The sequence below is a fragment of the Brevibacillus sp. GCM10020057 genome, assembly GCF_042683565.1.
GTDB lineage: Bacteria > Bacillota > Bacilli > Brevibacillales > Brevibacillaceae > Brevibacillus.
In genome coordinates this window covers 1-21,785 of record NZ_JBHUJW010000031.1, presented here as the reverse complement: position 1 = coordinate 21,785, position 21,785 = coordinate 1, and the positions used below count along the sequence as shown (strand labels likewise).

The window sequence follows — 21,785 nt, the reverse complement described above, 5'->3', positions numbered from 1 at the left end:
CTGCAGGCGGTACTAGGCACGCGGCCGCGTCCGGTTCGTCGGGATTGCCTGCAGCGGGTCGTCCGGCCAATAATGCTTGGGATAGCGTCCCTTCAAATCTTTTTTCACGTCAAAATACGCACTCTGCCAGAAGCTGGCCAAATCTCGCGTGACCTGAACCGGCCGGTTGGCGGGCGACAGCAGGTGCAGGGTCAGCGGCACACGCCCTCGCCCGATGCGCGGCGTCTCCTTCCACCCGAACACCTCCTGCAGACGGACGGCCAAAACAGGCGCCTGCGGGTCGCTGTAATCGATCGGCAAACGCGAGCCGCTGGGGACGACGACGTGTGTCGGAGCGTGCTCGTCCAGCTCCCGCCGCTGCTCCCAGTCGAGCAGCGACTCCAGAATCGCGGAAAGCGAGAGGCGGGACAGCTCATCCCGGCTCCTGATCCCCTGCACATGCGGGCCCAGCCATTCGTCCACATGCGCGAGCAAAGCGCTGTCCGAGACGTCCGGCCACGAGCCGTCCAAGCGGTGCAGAAACAAAAGGCGCTCCTGCAATTGACGGGCGTGGCGGCTCCATGGCAGCACGGCGAGCCCTTCTTCGGCAATTCCTTGCAGCAGGGCAGCCGCCACCGCATCCGGGTCTGTCAGAGGGGCAGGCGTCTCCCGCAGGACCAGCGCACCGAGCCGCCTGCGCTTGCGGGCGCGCACCGACTGCGCCGACTTGTCCCACCAAACGGCTGTCTCCTCCTCGATGCTCTCTGCGCAGACGCGCTCCAGCTCTTCCTCGGTGATCCCCGCCGCCAGCATGATCCGGCTGTCCGTCCCGACATCGTCCAGCTCTGCCGCAACTACATAGGCGGCGTATGCAAGCGGCTGATCGCCAGCAAAGACGGCTCCCCTGCCGTTGCTCAGCACGTACTTCCCGCTGTCCCTGCGCTGTCCGATCCGGTCCGGAAAGGCTTTGGCCAGCAGCGAACCGATCGCATCCAACGAATCGCCCGCCCCCGCTCTCTGCTCTATCACGCGAGCCCGCCACGTCTGCTTCAGCGCAGCCGCCTCCTGCCAGATGCGTCGACACGCTTCCTCGTCGACCTCCCAGAAGCCCGCCGGCAGCAGCTTTCCCGTTCGCCGCCCGTCCGCGGCTGCCCGCAGCGCCTCGACCCGCAGCCGCAAATCCGCCTGTCCGGCAGCGCCTCTGCCGCGCAAAATATCCCGTTCTCCCAGCAGCGCCGCCAGTTCGCATGCCAGCTCCAGCTGCTCCCGCCCTTCTGCTTCGAGGATCATGTGCGCCAGCCTTGGGTGCAGCCCCAGCCCGGCCAACTCCCGGCCATGCGCGGTTATTTTCCCGCGAGCGTCCAACGCGCCCAGCTGGACGAGCAGATCGCGGGCGTGCGCCAAAGCTGCGCGCGGCGGAGAGTCGAGCCACGCCAGCTCATCCGGGTCGTCCGCTCCCCACGCAGCCAGCTCCAGCGCCAGGGGCGTCAAATCCGCCTCGCGAATCTCCGGAGCCGTGTGCGCCGCGAGCGCCCGATCCTCCTGCTGAGTCCACATCCGGTAGCAGACCCCCGGCGACAGCCGTCCTGCCCTTCCCCTGCGCTGATCGGCAGAGGCCCGAGAAACCTGAATCGTCTCCAGCCTGGTCATCCCTGTGCGAGGGGAAAAGCGAGGGACGCGCATGAGGCCGCTGTCAATGACGATCCGTACCCCTTCCACCGTCAGGCTCGTCTCCGCGATGGACGTCGCCAGGACGATCTTGCGCTTGCCAGGCTGCGCAGGCCGGATCGCCGCATCCTGCGCTTCCTGCGGCAAGGCGCCGTACAAAGGAGCGATGGCGACATGAGGAGGCAATCCGGCGGCCCGCAGCTTTCCCTCGACGCGGCGAATTTCGCCCGCTCCCGGGAGCAAGACCAGCACATCGCCCGTTTCTTCGGACAGCGCCTGCACAATCTTCGCCGCGACGGCATCCTCCAGCCGTCCTTCCATCGGCCGCGCGAGATAGCGGGTCTCGACGGGGAACATCCTCCCTTCGCTTGCGATCACCGGCGCATTGCCCAGCAGGCGGGAAACCGCAGCGGCATCCATCGTCGCCGACATGACCACGATCCGCAAGTCTTCACGAAACAGGCTTTGCGCCTGCAAGCCAAGAGCGAGCCCGAGATCCGCATGCAGGCTGCGTTCATGAAACTCGTCAAACAAAATCAGGCCGACACCCTCCAGCCCAGGGTCTGCCTGCAGCATCCGCGTCAGCACCCCTTCCGTGATGACCTCGATCCGGGTGTTCGGACCGACTTTCGCGTCCATTCTGACCCGATAGCCTACCGTTTCTCCTACCTGCTCCCCCAGTGCCGCAGCCATATATCTGGCGGCCGCCCTCGCAGCCAGACGGCGCGGCTCCAGCAGCAAGATGCGCCGTCCTGCCAGCCACGGCTCGTCCAGGACGGCCAGCGGGACGCGCGTCGTCTTTCCGGCACCCGGCGCTGCTACGAGTACGGCGTTCGCATGGTCGCGCAGCGTCGCCAGCAGCTCCGGCAATATTTCGTCGATCGGCAATGCGCTCATTTTTTCACCTCTTGCAACATCTTCATCCTCTCATCTTACACGGCTTGCCGCCCCTGCAAAAAGACTTTGAAAAATGACAGAATAATCACTGAATTGTATAATGAGAAGGTGAGCTAATTTTTTTATTGGTAGAGAGAATTTGATAGCAGGAGGTGCTGCACATGATTCACATACACAACCATGAAGATGTCGTATGTGTGGAGGGGATCGTCAAACGACAAGGACGCGACTCATCCGTCTACGTCTATTTGACGGATGGGATGATGATCGATACCGGCCCGAAAACGATCGAGGCATCGCTCATCCCGTTCTATCAGTCCTCATCCTTTGAATCTGTCGTCCTCACCCACAGCCATGAAGACCATGTCGGAGGAGCAGCATGGATCGAAGCGCACCTGCACGTGCCCATCTACATCCACGACAAAGGCGTTGCCCGCTGCGCACAAAGGGCCGACTACCCGGTGTACCGGCAGCTCACATGGGGCATCCGCGATCCTTTCCCGGCTCACTCTCTGGGAAAATCGTTCCACTCCCGCACCCTGGACTGGAAAGTGCTCGAAACGCCCGGCCACGCCCGTGACCACATCGCCCTGATCCACGAAAAAACCGGCCGCCTGTTCGCCGGAGACCTGTTTTTGGGGACAAAGACCAATGTCATCCTGCGGGAAGAATCCATCCCGACGCTCATGGACTCCCTCCGGCTCGTGCTTTCCCACGACTTTCAGGCGCTGTACTGCGCCCATGCAGGCTATATACCCAACGGCAAAACCATGCTCCATCAAAAGCTCGAGCATCTGGAAAACCTCACGGGGGAAATCCTCCATCTCTACAGCAAGGGATTGGCTGCGGGCGAGATCAACCGTACGCTCTTTCCTGGCCACTTGCCGATCATCGACATCTCCGAAGGCGAATTCGACTCCTTGCACATCGTCACGTCTGTGCTCGCCAGCCTCGATCAGCGCGAGGGCCATTTTCCAGATACGTCCAATGGAAGGTTTCGATAGCGAGTATCAGCAAGATCAATGGGCGACGGGATATACGTTTTCGTATGACTTCTGCCTTACTTGCTATTTACCGGCCCCCACACGCAATGATACCCTTTATTTGGAAGTTAAGACAGGAGGTGTCAGCAGTTTGCAAAAGGTTGCAGAACACATCTATCTCATCGAAAACATATGGGTGGTTCTCGTGCCCCTTCTCCTTGGCATCGTCAGCGTGGCGTGCCTGCTGGTCGGTCTTTTCTGGCGGAATCGGATTCAATTGTACGTCTCCGCTTGCTGCTTTGCGGCGCTGCTGCTTTGTTTGCTGGCCATCCGCTTCTTCATGACGGGCGCGGCTTCCTCATGAGAAAGCCGCGCCCTCGTGGGATGCTTGCAGACACACAACAAAGCGAAGGGATGTTCCCTCTCCCTTCGCCTGCTGCTGTACTGCTTTGCTCTTACGATTTCTTTTCCACCGCATGCCCGCCGAATTCATTGCGCAGCGCTGCGACGACTTTTCCGTGAAACGTGTCCGCCTCGAGCGAGCGATAGCGCATGAGGAGGGACATGGCAATAACCGGAGTCGCCGCCTGCAGGTCCAAGGCTGTCTCCAACGTCCATTTGCCTTCGCCGGAGGAGTGCATAACCCCGCGGATTTCATCCAGCTTCGCGTCTTTGCGGAACGCCCGCTCCGTCAGGTCCATCAGCCAGCCGCGGATGACCGAACCGTTGGCCCACACCCGCGCCACCTCGGCGAAATCGTAGTTGTACGGGCTCTTTTCCAGCACCTCAAAGCCTTCGCCGATCGCCTGCATCATGCCGTACTCGATCCCGTTGTGAATCATTTTCAGGAAGTGGCCGCTGCCCGCCTCGCCTGTGTACAGGTAGCCGTTCTGCACGTTGATGTCGCGGATCATCGGCTCAATGCGGGCGAATGCTTCCCGGTCGCCGCCAATCATCATGCAAGCGCCGTGGCGCGCGCCTTCCATCCCGCCGCTCGTGCCGACGTCCAGAAAGTGAATGCCTTTTTCCTTCAGCCGCCCGTAGCGCTCTACCGATTGCTTGTAGTGCGAATTGCCTCCGTCGATGACGATATCGCCAGGGGACAGCAACCCCGCAAGCTTGTCCACCAGCTCATCTACGATCTCTCCTGCGGGAACCATCAGCCAGATGACACGCGGCGCGTCCAGCTTGGCAACCGCATCCTCGATCGATTGTGCCGGAATGGCTCCTTCGCGTTCCAGCTCCTGTGCCCGTGTCGGCTCCACATCATAAGCTACGACCTCGTGTTGATGCGAGAGCAGGTTCAATGTCAGATTGTAGCCCATTTTTCCTAATCCAAGAATCGCCAGTTTCATTGCGGGTACGTCACTCCTTTTGAGTTCCACTCGTTATCTCGTAATTATATGACAATTATTTTCCCTTTTCATCATAATTGAAGAAAATTTTTTTGAAGCTAGGAAAAGAAACCCGACCTTTTCTATAATTGGGTAGCAGTTCTCCATCACTTGGGAGGTGTTTTTCGTTTGGCCGATTCAACCACACACGTGCCACCCGGCGTGCTTACCCAATTGCGCGCCATCTACACGCAGCTTAGCAACAAGGAGCAGAGAATCGCCGACTACATCCTGAAGCATGCGGGCGACGTCATTCATCTGTCCATTACGGAACTGGCCGACCAGAGCCAGTGCGCCGACGCGACCGTCTTCCGCCTCTGCCGCCGCCTTGGCTTCCGGGGGTATCAAGCATTTAAAATCGCGCTCGCCAGCGAGGTGACCAACCCGAAGCAATCGATCTACCAGGAGATTAACCTCGACGATGACGATCTCGGCTCGATTGCAGAAAAGATTTTCACCGCCAACATCGAGACCTTGCGCGATACCCGGCAGATCATCGACAAGGACACGTTGCAAAACATCGTCACCTGCCTGGAATCGGCGAAGCGCATTGAATTTTACGGCTCAGGCGGTTCCGCCGCCATCGCCCAGGACGCCTATCACAAATTTATGCGGACAGGCATTCCCTGTATCCACCATTCCGACTCCCATTACCAGGTGATGTCTGCCTCCCTGCTGTCCGAAGGGGACGTGGCCGTCGGCATATCCCATTCCGGTTCCAACGAGGACATCCTCGAAGCGTTGCGGGTGGCAAAGGCAGCCGGAGCCAAGACGATCGGCATCACCAGCTACGGCAAGTCTCCGCTCGTGCGGCTGGCCGATATGTGCCTGTACACGACGTCCCGCGAGACCGTCTTTCGCACCGAAGCGCTCTCCTCCCGGCTGGCCCAGCTCAGCCTGATCGACCTGCTCTACGTCGCCGTATCCTTGCGGCGGCAGGAAGAGACGATTGCCAATATCCAGCATATCCGCGAAGCCATTTCGTTAAAACGCCTGTAGCAGCAGGCGTTTTTTTCGTGGACGCCCCTGATCGAAGGTAAAGGAAGGGAATACTGGTACAAAAAAGCAACGGTAAAATGAAATAATTTTTTTCTAACATATTAACAAATGAAAAAAATTTCGTTATAATCGCCATATTACTTCGCGAGCATCTGTAAGCGTATTCAAACAAGAAGGTGAACCGCAATGAAGCCATCGTATTTTATCGGGCTGGATATCGGGACGACGAGCACGAAAGCTATCGTCTTCACGCCGAACGGCGCTGTGCGCGGAACAGGCAATGTTGACTATCCCCTGCTCGTTCCCCAACCGTCATGGGCGGAACAAGATCCGGAGACGATCTTCGCCGCCGTCATTCAGTCCCTGAAACTGGCTGTCGAGCAGGCGAACGTGAACAAGCGCGAAATCGGCGGGATCGGATTTTCAACTGCGATGCACAGCCTGATCGCCGTCGATGCGCATGGCAATCCGCTGACCCACAGCATCATCTGGGCGGACAACCGCAGCGCAGCCCAGGCCGATCGGCTGAAGCAGGACGGCGTCGGCCACAGCATTTACCTCGCTACGGGAACGCCGATCCATCCGATGTCGCCGCTGCCCAAAATCATGTGGCTGCGCGAACAGGCGCCGGACACGTTCCGCAAGGCGGCAAAGTTCATCTCGATCAAGGAATACGTCATCCATCGGCTGTTCGGCCAGTACGTGGTCGACTATTCCATCGCCTCGGCGACCGGACTGTTCAATCTGCGCAAGCTCGACTGGGACGACGACGCTTTGCAGGTGGCCGGCATCACAAGGCAGCAGCTTAGCGATCCAGTCCCGACCACCCATGTGCTGCGCGGCATGAAAATTCGCTACGCCGAAGAAATCGGGATCGATGCCGATACTCCGTTTGTGGTTGGTGCAAGCGACGGCGTCCTCGCCAATCTCGGAATCGGCGCCATCGATCCCGGTCAGGTAGCCATCACCATCGGGACGAGCGGGGCCGTGCGCACCGTTGTGCCCGAGCCGATTACCGACCCCAAAGGCCGCACGTTCTGCTACGTGCTGACGGAAAAGCATTGGGTGATCGGCGGGCCGTCCAACAACGGCGGCATCATGCTGCGCTGGTTCCGCGACGAGTTCAGCTGGCCGGAGGTGGAGCGGGCCAAGCAGATGGGGGTCGATCCGTACGACGTGATGATCCAGGCCGCAGAAAAAGTTCGGGCAGGCGCAGACGGGCTGCTGTTTCTCCCCTTCCTCTCCGGGGAGCGCGCCCCGTACTGGAATGCCAATGCCCGCGGTTCGTTCTTCGGAATCGGCCTGCACCACAAGCGGGAGCATTTTATCCGGGCTGTGCTGGAAGGCATCCTGTTTTCCGTCTTCAGCATCGGCATCGCCCTGCGCGACCTGGCGGGTGGAGCGACGGAAATTCGCGCTTCCGGCGGCTTTGCGCGCTCGCGCGAATGGCGGCAAATCATGGCCGACATGTTCGGCTACGAGGTGCTGATTCCCGAGAGCCATGAAAGCTCCAGCTTCGGCGCCGCTTTGCTCGCGATGCACGCACTCGGGGCCATGAACAATTTGCACGATGTCAAAAAGCTGATCCACATTTCCCATCGGCACGAGCCGAATCAGGAACGCTCCAGCACCTATCTGCAGCTGTTCTACGTTTACGAGCGCGTGTACTACAACCTGCTGGAGGAATACAAGCTGATTGCTGAATTCCAAAAGCAGCTGAACCAGTAAACACACATTGATCACGAAATCATGACGTCAAGGGAGGGGCATTCATGCCACTTGTCATTACATTGATTTCTATCTTGCTGCTGCTTCTGCTCATCACCCGCTTCAAAGTCAATCCGTTCGTCGCCCTGCTGCTCGCCGCCGGATTCGTCGGGATCGCTTCCGGGATGCCGCTGGTCAAGGTCGTCGATTCGATCAAGGACGGGATGGGCGGCACGCTCGGCTTTATCGCAATCGTGCTGGCACTCGGCACCATGCTCGGAAAAATGATGGCGGAATCCGGCGGCGCGGAACGAATCGCCCGCACGCTGATCGGCCTGTTCGGGGAGAAAAACGTCCACTGGGCCATGATGTTTGTCGCCTTTATCGTCGGTATCCCTGTATTTTTCCAGGTCGGCTTTGTTCTGCTGATCCCGCTCGTCTTTACCATCGCCCGTCAAACGGGTGTCTCCCTCGTGAAAATCGGGATTCCCCTGATCGCCGGCCTGTCCATCGTACACGGGATCGTTCCACCGCATCCGGCCGCCATGGCTGCCGTCGATCTGTTCAAGGCTGACGTAGGCAAAACGATTTTGCTGTCCATCATCGTCGCCCTGCCTTCTGCCATTATTGCGGGACCGCTCTACGGCACCTGGATCAGCAAACGTGTGCAGACGAGCATCTCGCCGGAACTGGCCGCTCAATTGAGCGAACCAAAAGACGAGCGCGATCTCCCTGGCTTCGGCGTGACCGTCTTCACGGTGCTGCTGCCGGTTTTGCTGATGCTGCTGGCGACTGTCGCCGACGTGAGCTTGCCCAAGGATGACATGCTCCGTCAGTGGGCCGACTTCATCGGCAACCCGATCACGTCCCTCTTGCTCGCCGTCATCATTTCCTTCTGGACGCTCGGGGGCAACCGCGGCTTCAGCAAAGACGACATTCTCAAATTCACCAACGACTGCCTCGCTCCGACGGCTACCATTCTCCTGGTCATCGGTGCGGGCGGCGCCTTCAATAAAGTGCTGCTCAACAGCGGGGTCGGTGACTACATCGCGGAACTGGCTTCCGCCTCTGCGATCTCCCCGATCTTCCTTGGCTGGCTGATCGCGGCGTTGATTCGCGTCGCTACAGGCTCTGCGACCGTTTCCATGATGACGGCTGCAGGCATCGTCGCACCGATTGCCCAGCAGCTCCCGGGTACGAGCCCGGAGCTGCTCGTGCTGGCTACCGGCGCAGGCTCCCTGATCCTGTCGCACGTCAACGACTCCGGCTTCTGGCTGATCAAGGAATACTTCAACATGTCGGTACAGGACACGCTGAAGACATGGACGGTCATGGAAACGATCCTGTCTTGCGTGGCGATCATTCTGATTATGGCTTTGTCGCTCTTCATTTGAGGAAGTTGCCAAATGCCCTCGAGGCTGCTGTCTTCAGGCATTGCATATGAAAAGGCTGCCGGATTTTGTTCGGCAGCCTTCGTTTATATTTCGCATCTCCTGTCCCTGCCTCCGCACGCACAGGCGCTACTACCACGCGTACGGTATCGCCGCAAGATCAGCCACGTAAAATGACTTTCCATCTTTGGCCCACCCGACAAACCTGATGTTGTCTCCATGCTTCGCAAACTTTGTCTGCGGGAAATAAAAACTTCTGGATGTATCCTGGTATTTCAGCATTTCTCCATAATCGGGACCGGCAGCGATGGGACCGGAATGGCAACTCCCAAAGTCAGTGCGGCGAAATCCCGGCGACGAATGCACGCGCTTTGTCCGCACCACGCGACAGGGAGCATTTCCTCATTTTACCAGATTGCGCACCACCTTGACCCACGGGGTGAAAAATTTTCTCCATCACTCACTGAAAAACATCGGGACCCCCGAGAGGTTGGCGGCTGGCCGAGCCTTTCCCGAGCGCGTGATCTCTTTCCTTCGCCGTGGGCATATTCACAGCCCCGTTCACTTTCAGCGCCGCTGCTGGCGGCACCTTGGAGAGGCGTACAGCGAGCGCGAGGCCGATCAGGACGAAGCCTGCAACCATCGCCACGACACCGCCCCAGCCGAGCGATGACCAGAATACGCCGCCCAGCGTCCCGCCGACGCTGGAGCCTGCGTAGTAAAAGAACAGGTACAACGACGACGCCTGCGCTTTGTCATGCAGGGCGCGCCTGCCCACCCAGCTGCTCGCGATGGAGTGGCTGCCGAAAAAGCCGAAGGTCAGGATCGGCAGCCCGAGAATTTTCAGATACAGATGCGCGTCCAGCGTCAGACACGCCCCTGCCAGCGTAATGACCAGCGAAACCATCACTACCTTTGCCCGCCCGTGCAATTCCGCCTTTTTGGCCATCCAGACCGAGCTGACCGTCCCGACCAGAAAGACGATGAAAATCCAGCCGACGAGCGTCTGCGAGAGCGAGTACGGCGGTGCCGTCAGCACGTAGCCGATGTAATTGTACAGGGCGACGTTGCTGCCCAAAATGAGAAAGCCGATGCCGAACAGGCAGAGCAGCCCCGGGTCCTGCAAATGGCTGACCATCGACGAGACCAGCTTGCCGACTTCCGGCGAGCGCGGATGGAAATTTTGCGACTTCGGCAGATTCAGCCAAAAGATCAGGCTCGCGATCAGACTGATGGCGCTGATCGCCCCCATCGCCACATGCCAGTTGAACCAGTCTGTCAGCATCCCGGAGATGATCCTCCCGCTGACCGCCCCCACGGAGTTTCCGCTGATGTACAGGCCCATCGCGACCCCAAGGCTGGTCGGCTCCACTTCTTCGCCCAAATACGCCATGGCGATCGAAGGCAGCCCGCCCAGCGCAATCCCTTGAATGACGCGGAAGACCAGCAGGCTGTCAAAGCTCGTGCTGCTTGCCGTCAAGACCGACAAAACGGAAGCGGCAAGCATGGAGCCGATCATCACCGGCTTGCGCCCCCACACCTCCGAGATCGTCCCGAAAACGAGCATGCTGACAGCCAGCGCGATCGTCGTCACCGACAATGCCAGGCTTGCCATCGCCGGAGAGACGTGAAACTCCGTGGAAAATACCGGCAAAATCGGCTGCGTGCTGTACAGAATGGCGAACGTATTGAATCCTGCCGCGAAAAACGCGAGGTTGGACTTGCGAAAAGCAGCTGTGCCCTGCCGAATGTATCCCATGCTGATGAAACCTCCCATGAGTCCGTTCCTTTCACACCTTTATACTATCATTGACAATTCATAATGAATAATTTATTGTAATCATGATTTTCATGCATACAAGTAATGATTACAGATGCAAAAGATTGCGATTGGAGGTATGCCCATGGAGTGGCAGCAGCTCGAATATTTCCAGACGCTCGCCCGCATGCAGCACGTCACGCGCGCTGCGGAGGCCCTGTCGCTCTCGCAGCCGGCACTTAGCCGTTCCATCGCCCGGCTGGAGGAAGAAGTGGGCGTTCCCCTCTTTGACCGCCATGGACGCACCATCGTGCTGAACCGCTACGGCGAGCTGCTGCTGCGGCGCGTGAGCCGCATCCTGAAAGAATGGGAAGAAGGAAAACAGGAGCTGCGTGACCTCGTCCATCCGGATCACGGCGAAGTCGCGCTCGGCTTTTTGCATACGCTGGGCACCAGCCTGATCCCCGACCTGATCGGCGCCTTCCGCGCACAGGCTCCGAGAATCACCTTTTCCCTCATGCAAAACCACAGCTACTCGCTCCTGGAACATCTCGATGCCGGAGAACTGGACCTGTGCCTGCTGGCAGAGCCGACGGAAACGAAGCTGCCGATCCAGTGGACGCCATTGTGGAGCGAAGAGTTGTTCGCCATCGTCCCGGTCGGCCATCGGTTGGCAGGCGCGGAGAGCATCCTGCTGGAGGAACTCGCGGACGAGCCGTTCATCTTTTTGAAAAAGGGATACGCCCTGCGCCGCACGACGGACAGAGCCTTTGCGCAGATCGGCGTGCAGCCCCGGATCACGTTTGAAGGCGAGGAAGCCGCTACCGTCGCCGGTTTGGTCGCCGCCGGCCTCGGTGTCTCGCTCCTGCCTGACCTGCGGGGAATCGACAAGAGCAAGATCGTGTACATCCGCATTCGCGAGCCGCAATGCCAGCGCGTGATCGGGATGGCCCTGGTCGAAGGCGGCTACCTGTCTCCAGCCGCGCAGCGCTTCCGGCAGTTCGTCCTCGCGCATTTCGGGCAGTAGCAGATTCGCCGAGAGAAGCAAAACGCCAGAGCCGAGACCGGACAGATGCTCTGCCCACTGCCTGCTTCCCCGTCCGCTCCCGACGACAAAGAAGCTGTCCCCGCCTCCATGAGACGTGAACAGCTTCTCTCCTGTCGCCACCGTTCCGCAACCTGTCCATGCGCTGCGGCTGTGCCCTGGACTAGGAAGATGCCTCCAGATTTTTGAACTGGTTGAAAAACAGCTGATGGTACACGCCCTGCTGCCGGATGAGAGACTCGTGATCGCCTTTCTCCACGATCTTTCCACGGTCGACGACCATGATCGTGTCGGCATCCCGGATCGTATTGAGCCGATGGGCGATGACGAAGCTCGTGCGCCCTTCCATGATCGTGAGCAAGGCATCCTGAATATGAATTTCCGTGCGCGTGTCGATGCTGCTCGTCGCCTCGTCGAGAATAAGCAGGGCCGGTTTGGCGAGAATCACGCGGGCGATGGCGAGCAGCTGGCGCTGGCCCTGGCTCAGGTTGCCGCCGTTTTCCGTCAGCATCGTGTCGTAGCGCTGCGGCAGCCGGTTGATAAAGGCGCTCGCATTCGCCATCGCCGCAGCCGCCTCGACTTCGGCATCCGTCGCATCCGGCTTGCCGTATTTGATATTGTCCTTGATCGTCCCGGAAAACAGGTACGTGTCCTGCAGCACGAAGCCAAAGCTGCGGCGCAGGCTGTCCCGGGTGTACTCCCGGATGTCCCTGCCATCCAGGTAGATCGCCCCTTCGGTCACATCGTAGAAGCGCGTCAGCAGGTTGACGACCGTCGTCTTCCCTGCCCCTGTCGGCCCGACGAGCGCCGTGGTGCTGCCCGCCTCGGTCTCGAAGCTGACATTTTTTAAGATCAGCTGCTCGGGACGATAGCCGAAGCTGACGTTGTCGAATACGACGTGTCCCTTGGGGTTTGTCAGCTCGACGGCCCCCGCGACATCATCCGGCTCTTCCTTCTCGTCCAGCACTTCAAATACCCGCTCCGCTCCAGCCACCCCAGACTGCAAGACGTTGAAAATGTTGCCGAGATCGTTGAGCGGCCTGACGAACTGGCGCGAGTAGCTGAGAAAGCTGGCGATGACCCCGACGGTAATCATGCCTTTGACGGCCAGCGCCCCGCCGACGACCGCCACCACCGCAAAGCCAAGGTTGTTGATGACGTTCATGAGCGGCATGAGAAAGCCGGACCAGATCTGCGCCCGCATCCCGATGCGCGACAGCTCCGTGTTGATCGCAGCGAATTCCCGCATCGCCTGCTCTTCGTGGTTGAACGCCTTGACAACCTGAATCCCCGATACCGTCTCCTCGATGTGCCCGTTCAGTTTTCCCAGCTGGATCTGCTGGTTTTTGAACAGCACGCTCGTCTTCTTCGCGATCGAGCGCGTCAGCAAATAAACGAGCGGCACGGTAATCATGCACGCGAGCGTCAATATCGGGCTTAGGGCCAGCATCATGACAAGCGAGCCGAAGATCATGATCGAACCGGACATCAGCTGGACGGTTGACTGCGAGATGGAGTTGCTGACGTTGTCGATGTCGTTCGTCAGCCGGCTCATCAGCTCGCCGTGCGGGCGCGAATCGAAAAACGCGACCGGGAGCTTTTGCAGCTTCGCAAACAAGTCCTGGCGCAAGTTTTTCACGACCCGCTGGGACAGCCCGGCCATCAGCCAGCCTTGCCAAAAGGTCAAAAGCCCGTCTGCCACGTACGAGACGAGCAGGGCGAATGTGATGACGGCGAGCATGCCGAGCGCCTGCTGTCCTCCTGCCATCGCATCGACCGCCTTCCCGATCAGATACGGGGCGGCGAGCATCAACAGCGCATCTACCAGCACGATGACGAATACGAGCGGCAAAGCCCGTTTTTCTTTTCCAAACGCTTGCCACAGCCGGCGCAGCGTCCCTTTGAAGTTTTTCGGCTTGACGACCGGCCCTCTCCCGGCATGCCCCATTCGCCCCGGTCTGCCCGGAAGCATGGGCGGCTGCATCGGCCGTTGGCTTCGTTCCTGCGACATGCTACTGCACCTCCCTGCCGAGCTGGGAATGGAAGATTTCCTGATAGACGCGGCACGTCGCAAGCAGACTCGCATGCGTCCCGATGCCGACGATCTCCCCTTGATCCAGCACGACGATCTTGTCTGCGTCCATCACCGACGTAATGCGCTGGGCGATCAAAATGCAGGTCAGGCCTTTGGCGTATTCGCGCAGCGCTTCCTTGATCCTGGCTTCCGTCGCCACGTCCACCGCGCTCGTGCTGTCGTCGAGGATAAGAATCTCTGGCCGCCGCACCAGAGCCCGGGCGATCGAGAGCCGTTGCTTCTGGCCGCCGGAAAAGTTGATGCCGCCCTGCCCGACCCGCGCTTCGTACCCATCCGCTGTGCGCATTAAAAAGTCGTGCGCCTGCGCCATCCGCGCTGCCTGCTCGATTTCTTCGTCGGTCGCGTCTTCCTTGCCCCAGCGGATATTGTCCCGGACGGTTCCGGTAAACAGCGTCGTCTTTTGCGGCACAATCGCCATCTTCTCCCGCAGCCGCTTCGGATCAATCTGGCGCACATCCACGCCGCCTACGCGGACTGTCCCTTCCGTCGCGTCGTAAAAACGCGGGATGAGGCTGACCAGCGTGCTCTTGCCTGAGCCGGTCGAGCCGATGATCCCCACCGTTTCGCCCGGCAGGCACGAGAACGTAATATTTTTCAGCACAGGCTCCCCCTGCTCGCCCGCATAGGAAAAAGACACGTGCTCGAAGTCCACCCGACCTTTGCGTGCATCTTCGGCAGCAGCAGAATGGTCCCACGTCATCCGGTTTTCCTCGCCGAGAACCTCCCCGATCCGCGCCGCAGATGCCTTGGCGCGCACGAACATGTTGAACACCATCGAGATCAACATGAGCGAAAACAAAATTTGCGTCATGTAGTTCGTAAAGGCGATGATGTGGCCGACCTGGATGTCTCCCCGCTCTGCCGCAAGGCCCCCCATCCACAATACGGCCACGATGCCCAGATTGACCGTCAGCATAATCGCCGGGCTGAAGACGGACATGACGCGTGTAGCGGACACGGATTTGCTCTGCAGCTCTTCATTGGCGCTTTTGAACTTGCCGACTTCAAAATCAAAGCGGTTGAACGCCTTGACGACGCGCACGCCGGACAAATATTCGCGCATGACGCCGTTGACCTTGTCCAGGGACTGCTGGACCTTTGTGAAAAACGGGAAGCCGATCTTCATGTTCAAAAAGATAAACAGACCGACAACCGGCACGACGACCGCCAGCACAACCGCCAGCCTCGCGTTCAGCTGCACGGCCATGACCAGCCCGCCGATGCACGTAAGCGGCGCTTTCACGAAGATGCGCATCATGCCGTTTACGAACACCTGCACCTGGTTCACGTCATTGGTGAGCCGGGTCACAAGCGAGGCGCGGTCGAACTTGTCGATGCTTTCAAAAGACAGTGTCTGCACCTTTTGAAACAAATCCGACCTGAGCTGGGCGCCGAAATTTTGCGACACGTACGTCGACAGCAGGTTGCGCATCGAGGCCGCCACCGCGCCGACCGCCGTCACGCCGAGCATCAGCCCCCCCGTGGACAGCACGTAGTCCAGGTCCCGATTGGCGACCCCTATGTCGACGATGCGCGACATGATGGTCGGCTGCAGCAGGTCGCACAAGGCTTCCACGGTCAGGAAGACGAGGGACACACAAAAGATGACACCGTATTTTTTGATGTATTTCGTGAAATGACGCATGCAATCACCCCTGGCTTCTCCTGTACCAAAATCTTTCTCTATCACACCATACCTGTCGGGATTTGAAAAGTAGTTTCCAAGGTAAGCATTCGCCTTGACGCGGGCGAACGTGGAACTTTGCCGCCCTTTCGCGAATCCTGAACATACATCCTGCTCAGCATAAAAGAGCACAGCTGCCGCCCCGGACACGTCTTCCATGCCCGCTGCAACCGCTGTGCTCTTTTGCTTATCCTTCCTGTCCCTGGCAAGCCTGCATGCTATGGCTCATCAGCGGACGTCCCATTTTTTCCTGAATCAAACGCGCTGCCTCTCGCAGCTTCTCGCCGTCGACCCCTGTCTGCATTCCCAGTCCATCCAGCAGGTACAACAGATCGTCTGTCGCGAGGTTCCCCGACGCGCCGAGAGCGTACGGGCAGCCGCCGAGTCCCCCGAGCGAGCTGTCAAAGGTCGTCATCCCCATCTCCAGCGACACGAGCACGTTGGCAATTGCCATGCCGCGCGTGTCGTGGAAGTGCATCGCCAGCCGCTCTGCCGGAAAGCGCCTTAGCAGCACTTCCAGCACCTCCTGCACCTGGCGCGGATGAGCCACCCCGATGGTATCCCCGAGCGAAACTTCCTGCACGCCCATCTCCAGCAAGGCGTCCGTCACCCGAATCACGTCCTCGACGGGCACCGCTCCTTCGTACGGGCAGCCGAACACGGTAGATACGTAGCCGCGCACTGTCTTGCCTGCCGCCAGTGCAGCCTTCGCCGTTTCTGCCAGGATCGGGTAGGTATCCTGCCTCGTCTTGTTGATGTTCTTCATATTGTGCGTCTCGCTTGCCGACATGAAAACGGAGACTTCATCGACCTGCGCGGCTAGTGCCCTCTCCAGCCCTTTTACATTCGGGACGAGCGCCGCGTACGTCACACCCGGCACACGTTCGATGCCGGACATTACTTCCACCGCATCCGCCAAGGCCGGAATCCACTTGGGATGGACAAACGACGTCACTTCGATGTACGACAGACCGGAGTGCGACAGCTGGTTGACCCAGGCGATTTTGTCCGCCGTCGGGATGAACACCGCTTCGTTCTGCAGTCCGTCCCGCGGGCCGACTTCCTTGATGGTGATCGTTGTCGGATCGATTTTCATCTGCATCAGACTCCAAGCAGTTTAGACATCATGTAGGTAGAGCCGTAGAAGATCATGAACTGTACGCCGGAGCTTACGCCCAGCACGCGGTTCAGCAAACCGCCGACTGCCGCCATCGTCAGGGTGAGCAGCACGCCGACCAGCTGCGCCTCATGGAAGGCGAGCAGGCAGGCGAGGCCGATAAACATGCCGACAATCGCTTCCTGGCTGATGTTTTTCATGACGAACACCGTCGCTTTGCGCGCGTAGTTCATCGCAAACGGGTAGGCGATCAGTGCGGCGATCACCAGACCGATCAGGCCGTACAGGAAGAACTCCCACGGTGTCAGCATATTGTGCAGGTTGTTTACAGGTTCGCTCTTAAAGACGGGCGGTGCATTGAACAGCGGAGACGCAGGCCCGAGCGCTACCGGGCTGAGCGGGATACCAAACGCCAGAAGCGGAATGATCGCTTCGGCAATGTAGGTGGACTCCGTGACCCCGTTCATCGAGGCGAGGCTGGAGGAAGCCTTTTTGTAGACGCCTTTGTTGCGCGAGCCGACGATTTCCCCCATCAGCGAGGTCATGCCCACCGGACTGAAGGCAAAGGTCAGGGAAGACACAAAGGATGTCGCTGCTGTATATGCCGTTTGTCTTTTGGTCAGGACGCGGAACGGATTCGGGAAGTACCCCCTCCACGACTTCGTCTCCGGCGCGAGGTGATATTCCTTGGCGGACGAACGGACCATGCCTTTGCGCGCTGCCGGCGACAGGGCGAACAAAATATCCGAGAGCATCGGGCCGATCGCGATGCCGAGGAAGAAGCTCGTGCTCAGATGCTTTTCCACTACGTTGAAGCTGAACGTATCAATGCTTTTGATGAAAAAGGCGAACGGGATAATCATCACGACGCTCACCCATTTCCCTTTGGAGAAGTAGGCGATCAGGATAGCGGCCAACGTAAAGATCAGTCCGGAAGCCGATTTGAAAAAGTCGGCGAACTGTCCCAGAAAATGCCCGAACAACACGGCAGTAGGCAGGGCGATAAACGCACCGATCAATCCGCCGGACAGCATTTTGCGCAGCGCGACATGGGGCACGCCCAGACGGCGCAGCGACGAGGCATGGTCGATCAGCGGCACCGCTGTCGTATCGCCCGGAATGCCCATCAGCGCGGTCGGGATGGCGTGCGTCAGATGCTTCGCCAGGACAGCCGCCATAAAGAAGGAAAAGACAGCTTCCGGCGGCGCGCCGAGCAAGATGACGAGCAAGGTAAAGGGCACCATGATAGCGGTTTCATCTGTACCCGAAACCAATCCGATCAAGGAGAAAATGATAGCACCCGCCAATGCGAGCAAAATGGATGTGACAAGTACGCTCATGGTTGTTTTCGCCCCCCGCTGTTCTTAAATGACTCCCAAATCCCCAGTTCTTCCATCTCTTTTTTCGTGACTGGATCGTCCTTGATCAGCTCATACTCGGCTTGCGGGTCTGTCTGCATGCTGGTCAAGATTTCCTCCAGCCCTTCCTTGGACGTGTCATCTTCGGTCAAAATCCGGCTCGGCTTGAACAGCCTGGCACACAGGATCAAGCCGATGACGCTGCCAGCGATGCCGAGCAGCAGCGAGTACGAGCCGACCATCTTGGCTTCGGCAATCTTGGGGAAAATGCTTTTCCCCAAGAAGTAGCCGCCGATGCTCAGGCAGATGCTGATGACGATAGCCGATAAAATCCGGACGGGGACGACGGTATCCCCCAGAATTTCAATGTACTCTTTCCCCGAAGCCGCCGTTTGCTGTTCGTTTCTCACCATATCAGTTTCCATGGGCATCCCCCTCCTGCAATTGTTTGGTCAGCTCCAGGATGCGGTCATAGCGTACATCCTTCTCCTGGATCGCCTGTTGTACGATTCGGTCGATCTGATCCTCCTGCGCCCCTGCCATCATGGCGAGGTTGCGGGCATGCAAGGCCATGTGTCCCTGCTGGATGCCCTCGGCCGCGAGCGCGCGCATGGCTGCGAGGTTTTGCGCCAGCCCGACCGCCGCGATCGCACCGGCCAGTTCCTCGGCATTTGCAATGCCCATCACCTTCAAGGCGAGGCGTGCCGTTGGATGCGACTTGGTCGCGCCGCCGACGATCCCGACCGCCATCGGCACCTCGATCGTGCCGACGAGATTGCCTTCGCGGTTTTTCTCCCAGCGAGTGAGCGAGCGGTATCGGCCCGTCACGGACGCATAAGCGTGTGCCCCTGCTTCCACGGCGCGGGTGTCATTCCCTGTCGCCAGCACGACGGCGGAAATCCCGTTCATGATCCCTTTGTTGTGCGTGGTCGCGCGGTACGGGTCGCACTCGGCAAATTCGTAGGCGCGGATGATGTTGTCGACGACTGTTTCACCGCCCAGCTGCTCTGTGGAAAATATCGCCCGAGCGCGCACGAGTCGACGATCCGCCAGATTGGAAATGATGCGCAGGACGACGCGGCCGGACGTAATTTCCTCGACGAAAGGCGCGACTGCCTCGGCCATCGTATTGACGGCGTTTGCCCCCATCGCATCCCGCGTGTCGACGAGCAGATGCAGCACGACCATCGGCTGCTTCGACCGCTCGATCACATGCACCTCGACGTCAATGGCCCCGCCCCCGAGCGAGACGAGCGTCGGGTCCTTCGCATTGCAGCGAGCCAGTATCTCCTGCTTGTTTTCGTAGATGCGCGCCATCGCGCCGTACGGATCAGCCAAGTCCACCACCTGGATTTGCCCGCGCATGATCGAGCCGCTCATGGAAGTGTAAAAACCTCCCAGGTCGTAGGCAGCACGCGCCGCATTGCTGGCCGCCGCCACGACAGACGCCTCTTCCGTCGCCATCGGAATGAACCGGTCGACGCCGTTGATCTTGAAGTTCGTCGCGATCCCGAGCGGAATGGACATCACCCCGACGACGTTCTCAATCATCGCATTGGCGGTGCGCAGCGGGAATGGGGTCGCTCCCGACAAGATTTGCTTTTCTTCTGCGCTCAGCCCCCTTGCCTCAGCGACCTTCTCTAGCCGTTCCTCCGGCGACAGCTTGTAAAAACCCGATACCCGACTGGTAGTCATCTTGCATTCTCCTACTCTATGTTGTAATAATCTGCAGGTACTATGCCCTGTTCTCCCCCGCTTCCACAACGGGAAACGCTTTCATTTCTGCGTGCAACCGCTCTCATGAACAATCGCCACAGATTGCGGTGACAAATGTTTGCGTACTCTCTTTGTTTGCAAGTTTCCTTTTATTCAACTTTGTTGAATGACCATATACTACTACATCTTCCGCCGCCTGTAAATAGGGATGATTCAAAATTGTGCGAAAAATAATGAGCATGAAAAAAACAGCGCGCTTCCGCTCGACTGCGCTGTTTCTACAGACTCACAGACTATGTCCCCCGCCGCTTTCGCTGTTTCAGGCAGACGGCTGGATGAACACGCTCAGCACTTTCGCTTCCGTGTTCGCGTATGGCAAAAAAATGTGCGGCTTGCTCCCTGCAAAGTAAGCAGTGTCCCCTTCCTCGAGGATGTGCTTCTCGCCGTCGTAGTAAAGGATGATCGTTCCACTCACGATGTAGATGAATTCTTCCTCGGGATGGGTAAACGGCTCTGTCTCCGGCATATCCGCAGGAACCGTCACCAGGACAGGCTCGATTTTGCTGAACCGGGAGCGGTTGGCAAGCGTCTCATACATGTACCCCATTTCCTTGCTCCCCAGGGTGAATGTGCGTTGACGCTTGGGAGACAGGACGAGATAATCGTCGCGGTCCTCTTCCAGAAACCAGGCCAGCGGTGTCTTCAGGTGATCGGCTATTTTTGACAACGTCGCAATCGCGGACGCCGTTTGTCCGTTTTCGATTTTGGACAGGAGGCTCTTGGTAAACCCGCATCTGTCCGCCAACTCCTGCTGCGTAAAGCCCTGGCTCAGCCGGGCCTGGCGAATGCGTTTCCCAATTTTGGACAGATCGATGGCAAACATCCCCTTCTTTGCTTGTTTCTTTTCTCGATTATAGCGACTTATGGATAGGTGATCAACAATGTTGAATGTCGTTCACTATGGGCTATTTTGTGATCATAAAGTTATAGACCGGAGACTCTTGAAGTACAAGGAGTTCCGGTCAACTATATTACCAAGTAATTAGAATTCGTCTGAGTCTATAGGTAAGAATGAAGTAGTCTATCGATCTAAACTAAATCTTTCCCTCATTTATGATACGATTCTCCGCGCTGTCTGTAACGGCAAGTTAGTATTTCTAATATGTTTGACTGATGTCAAAATGAAGAACCCTCCTATGACGGAAGGCTCCCATCTGAACTCAAATTAGACGCTAAAAAAACGTTCTTTAAACTCTGAGTAATTATTTTTAGCAGCACGAGCATCACTAGCAGATTTAGAGATAGCATGCGAATACCTGTCATCACCTCTAATTTTAATCTTATAATGTTTTCCATCCTCAGTAAGTTCAAACCCTAATCTTAATAGTTTTTTCTTTCCCTGCCTAGACAAACCATCAGGTGCAGCAAGTATAGTTTTAACTTCGCCAAGGAACTGGTCTTTATTATTTGATTCTTCGTTAGCTGATAAGATTGAAACTAGGATATTTTTAACCCTAATAGAGCAACTGCCGCTTTTCAATTTTTGTTCTATTATCTCCCGAACTAGCTCTACCTGTTCATTTGGAAATAACTCAGGCTCCGATCCTTTGAAAATTAGAGTTGTCCGAGTATTGAAATCACTTGGACTTACTCTTTCAATCATCTGACTTAAATATCGATTTTCTGCTTCGAGGCTTTCGACCTGTTCTTTTAATACATGATTTTCTTGTAATGCATATTCAATAAATTCTTTTTGCTCAGCTTCACCTTTTCTGAACCGGTCAACAGTGGATTGATACTTTAGGCTCTGAACAAAAGACCATCGACACTCATTTGCTGTTTTTCTTGTGTTTAGTATTTTTTTAACAAAATTAAGATTCATCACCATAACCCGTGCTAGACATTGAAAAAACGCAGATGTTCCTCTATCGTGGGAGTTGTCGAGACAACCACTGAAAAGGAGGAAATCTGCGTTGTGCCTTGATTTTAGCAC

At 57.8% G+C, this 21,785-nt stretch carries 16 protein-coding genes and 1 pseudogene; 6 read left to right on the top strand and 11 right to left on the bottom strand.

What is annotated here, in order from left to right; genetic code table 11:
- Positions 1–12: 12 nt before the first annotated feature.
- On the bottom strand, positions 13–2,544 hold the full coding sequence (gene hrpB / locus ACFSO0_RS09680) for an ATP-dependent helicase HrpB (protein ID WP_376879397.1): 2,532 nt from the start codon (positions 2,542–2,544) through the stop codon (positions 13–15).
- Between the two features lie 161 nt (positions 2,545–2,705).
- Between hrpB and ACFSO0_RS09675 the strand changes: the two genes are divergently transcribed.
- Together ACFSO0_RS09675 and ACFSO0_RS09670 are read left to right on the top strand one after the other, a co-directional pair.
- Complete coding sequence (locus tag ACFSO0_RS09675) at positions 2,706–3,548, top strand: MBL fold metallo-hydrolase (RefSeq protein WP_376879394.1); 843 nt, start codon at positions 2,706–2,708, stop codon at positions 3,546–3,548.
- Positions 3,549–3,678: 130 nt separating this feature from the next.
- Positions 3,679–3,891: a hypothetical protein gene (locus ACFSO0_RS09670; RefSeq protein ID WP_376879392.1), complete on the top strand. Its 213-nt coding sequence runs from the start codon at positions 3,679–3,681 to the stop codon at positions 3,889–3,891.
- 91 nt (positions 3,892–3,982) lie between these two features.
- On the opposite strand, the gene gnd is transcribed toward ACFSO0_RS09670, so the two are convergent.
- A complete protein-coding gene (gnd, locus tag ACFSO0_RS09665) occupies positions 3,983–4,882 on the bottom strand; it encodes a phosphogluconate dehydrogenase (NAD(+)-dependent, decarboxylating) (protein WP_376879389.1) in 900 nt (299 codons plus the stop codon).
- A gap of 168 nt (positions 4,883–5,050) precedes the next feature.
- On the opposite strand from gnd, the gene ACFSO0_RS09660 reads away from it, so the two are divergent.
- The 3 genes from ACFSO0_RS09660 to ACFSO0_RS09650 all read left to right on the top strand — a co-directional run bounded on the left by ACFSO0_RS09660 (position 5,051) and on the right by ACFSO0_RS09650 (position 9,021).
- Entirely contained in the window at positions 5,051–5,920 is an 870-nt protein-coding gene (locus ACFSO0_RS09660; RefSeq protein WP_376879387.1) for a MurR/RpiR family transcriptional regulator, read from the top strand.
- 186 nt (positions 5,921–6,106) lie between these two features.
- Positions 6,107–7,648, top strand: coding sequence for a gluconokinase (gntK, locus tag ACFSO0_RS09655; RefSeq protein WP_376879384.1), 1,542 nt, complete (start codon positions 6,107–6,109; stop codon positions 7,646–7,648).
- Between the two features lie 44 nt (positions 7,649–7,692).
- On the top strand, positions 7,693–9,021 hold the full coding sequence (locus ACFSO0_RS09650) for a GntP family permease (RefSeq protein ID WP_376879382.1): 1,329 nt from the start codon (positions 7,693–7,695) through the stop codon (positions 9,019–9,021).
- 457 nt (positions 9,022–9,478) lie between these two features.
- Here ACFSO0_RS09650 and ACFSO0_RS09645 read toward each other — a convergent pair whose 3' ends face one another.
- A complete protein-coding gene (locus tag ACFSO0_RS09645) occupies positions 9,479–10,777 on the bottom strand; it encodes an MFS transporter (RefSeq protein ID WP_376879380.1) in 1,299 nt (432 codons plus the stop codon).
- Positions 10,778–10,922: 145 nt separating this feature from the next.
- On the opposite strand from ACFSO0_RS09645, the gene ACFSO0_RS09640 reads away from it, so the two are divergent.
- The gene (locus ACFSO0_RS09640; protein WP_376879377.1) at positions 10,923–11,804 is read left to right on the top strand and encodes a LysR family transcriptional regulator; all 882 of its coding nucleotides are present in this window, start codon (positions 10,923–10,925) and stop codon (positions 11,802–11,804) included.
- A 181-nt stretch (positions 11,805–11,985) separates the two neighbouring features.
- On the opposite strand, the gene ACFSO0_RS09635 is transcribed toward ACFSO0_RS09640, so the two are convergent.
- The 8 genes and pseudogenes from ACFSO0_RS09635 to ACFSO0_RS09600 all read right to left on the bottom strand — a co-directional run.
- On the bottom strand, positions 11,986–13,833 hold the full coding sequence (locus ACFSO0_RS09635; protein ID WP_376879374.1) for an ABC transporter ATP-binding protein: 1,848 nt from the start codon (positions 13,831–13,833) through the stop codon (positions 11,986–11,988).
- 1 nt (position 13,834) lies between these two features.
- Complete coding sequence (locus tag ACFSO0_RS09630) at positions 13,835–15,562, bottom strand: ABC transporter ATP-binding protein (protein WP_376879372.1); 1,728 nt, start codon at positions 15,560–15,562, stop codon at positions 13,835–13,837.
- 226 nt (positions 15,563–15,788) lie between these two features.
- Positions 15,789–16,697 carry a hydroxymethylglutaryl-CoA lyase gene (locus ACFSO0_RS09625; protein WP_376879369.1) on the bottom strand — a complete coding sequence of 303 codons (909 nt, stop codon included), beginning with the start codon at positions 16,695–16,697 and terminating at the stop codon, positions 15,789–15,791.
- A 5-nt stretch (positions 16,698–16,702) separates the two neighbouring features.
- Entirely contained in the window at positions 16,703–18,058 is a 1,356-nt protein-coding gene (locus ACFSO0_RS09620; RefSeq protein ID WP_376879366.1) for a tripartite tricarboxylate transporter permease, read from the bottom strand.
- On the bottom strand, positions 18,055–18,501 hold the full coding sequence (locus tag ACFSO0_RS09615; RefSeq protein WP_376879363.1) for a hypothetical protein: 447 nt from the start codon (positions 18,499–18,501) through the stop codon (positions 18,055–18,057). The genes ACFSO0_RS09620 and ACFSO0_RS09615 overlap by 4 nt, the downstream gene beginning before the upstream one ends.
- Positions 18,491–19,771, bottom strand: coding sequence for a hydroxymethylglutaryl-CoA reductase, degradative (locus ACFSO0_RS09610; protein WP_376879360.1), 1,281 nt, complete (start codon positions 19,769–19,771; stop codon positions 18,491–18,493). The genes ACFSO0_RS09615 and ACFSO0_RS09610 overlap by 11 nt, the downstream gene beginning before the upstream one ends.
- 340 nt (positions 19,772–20,111) lie before the next feature.
- Positions 20,112–20,675: a helix-turn-helix domain-containing protein gene (locus tag ACFSO0_RS09605; protein WP_376879358.1), complete on the bottom strand. Its 564-nt coding sequence runs from the start codon at positions 20,673–20,675 to the stop codon at positions 20,112–20,114.
- Between the two features lie 342 nt (positions 20,676–21,017).
- A pseudogene (locus tag ACFSO0_RS09600) lies at positions 21,018–21,785 on the bottom strand (hypothetical protein); the annotation flags it as partial.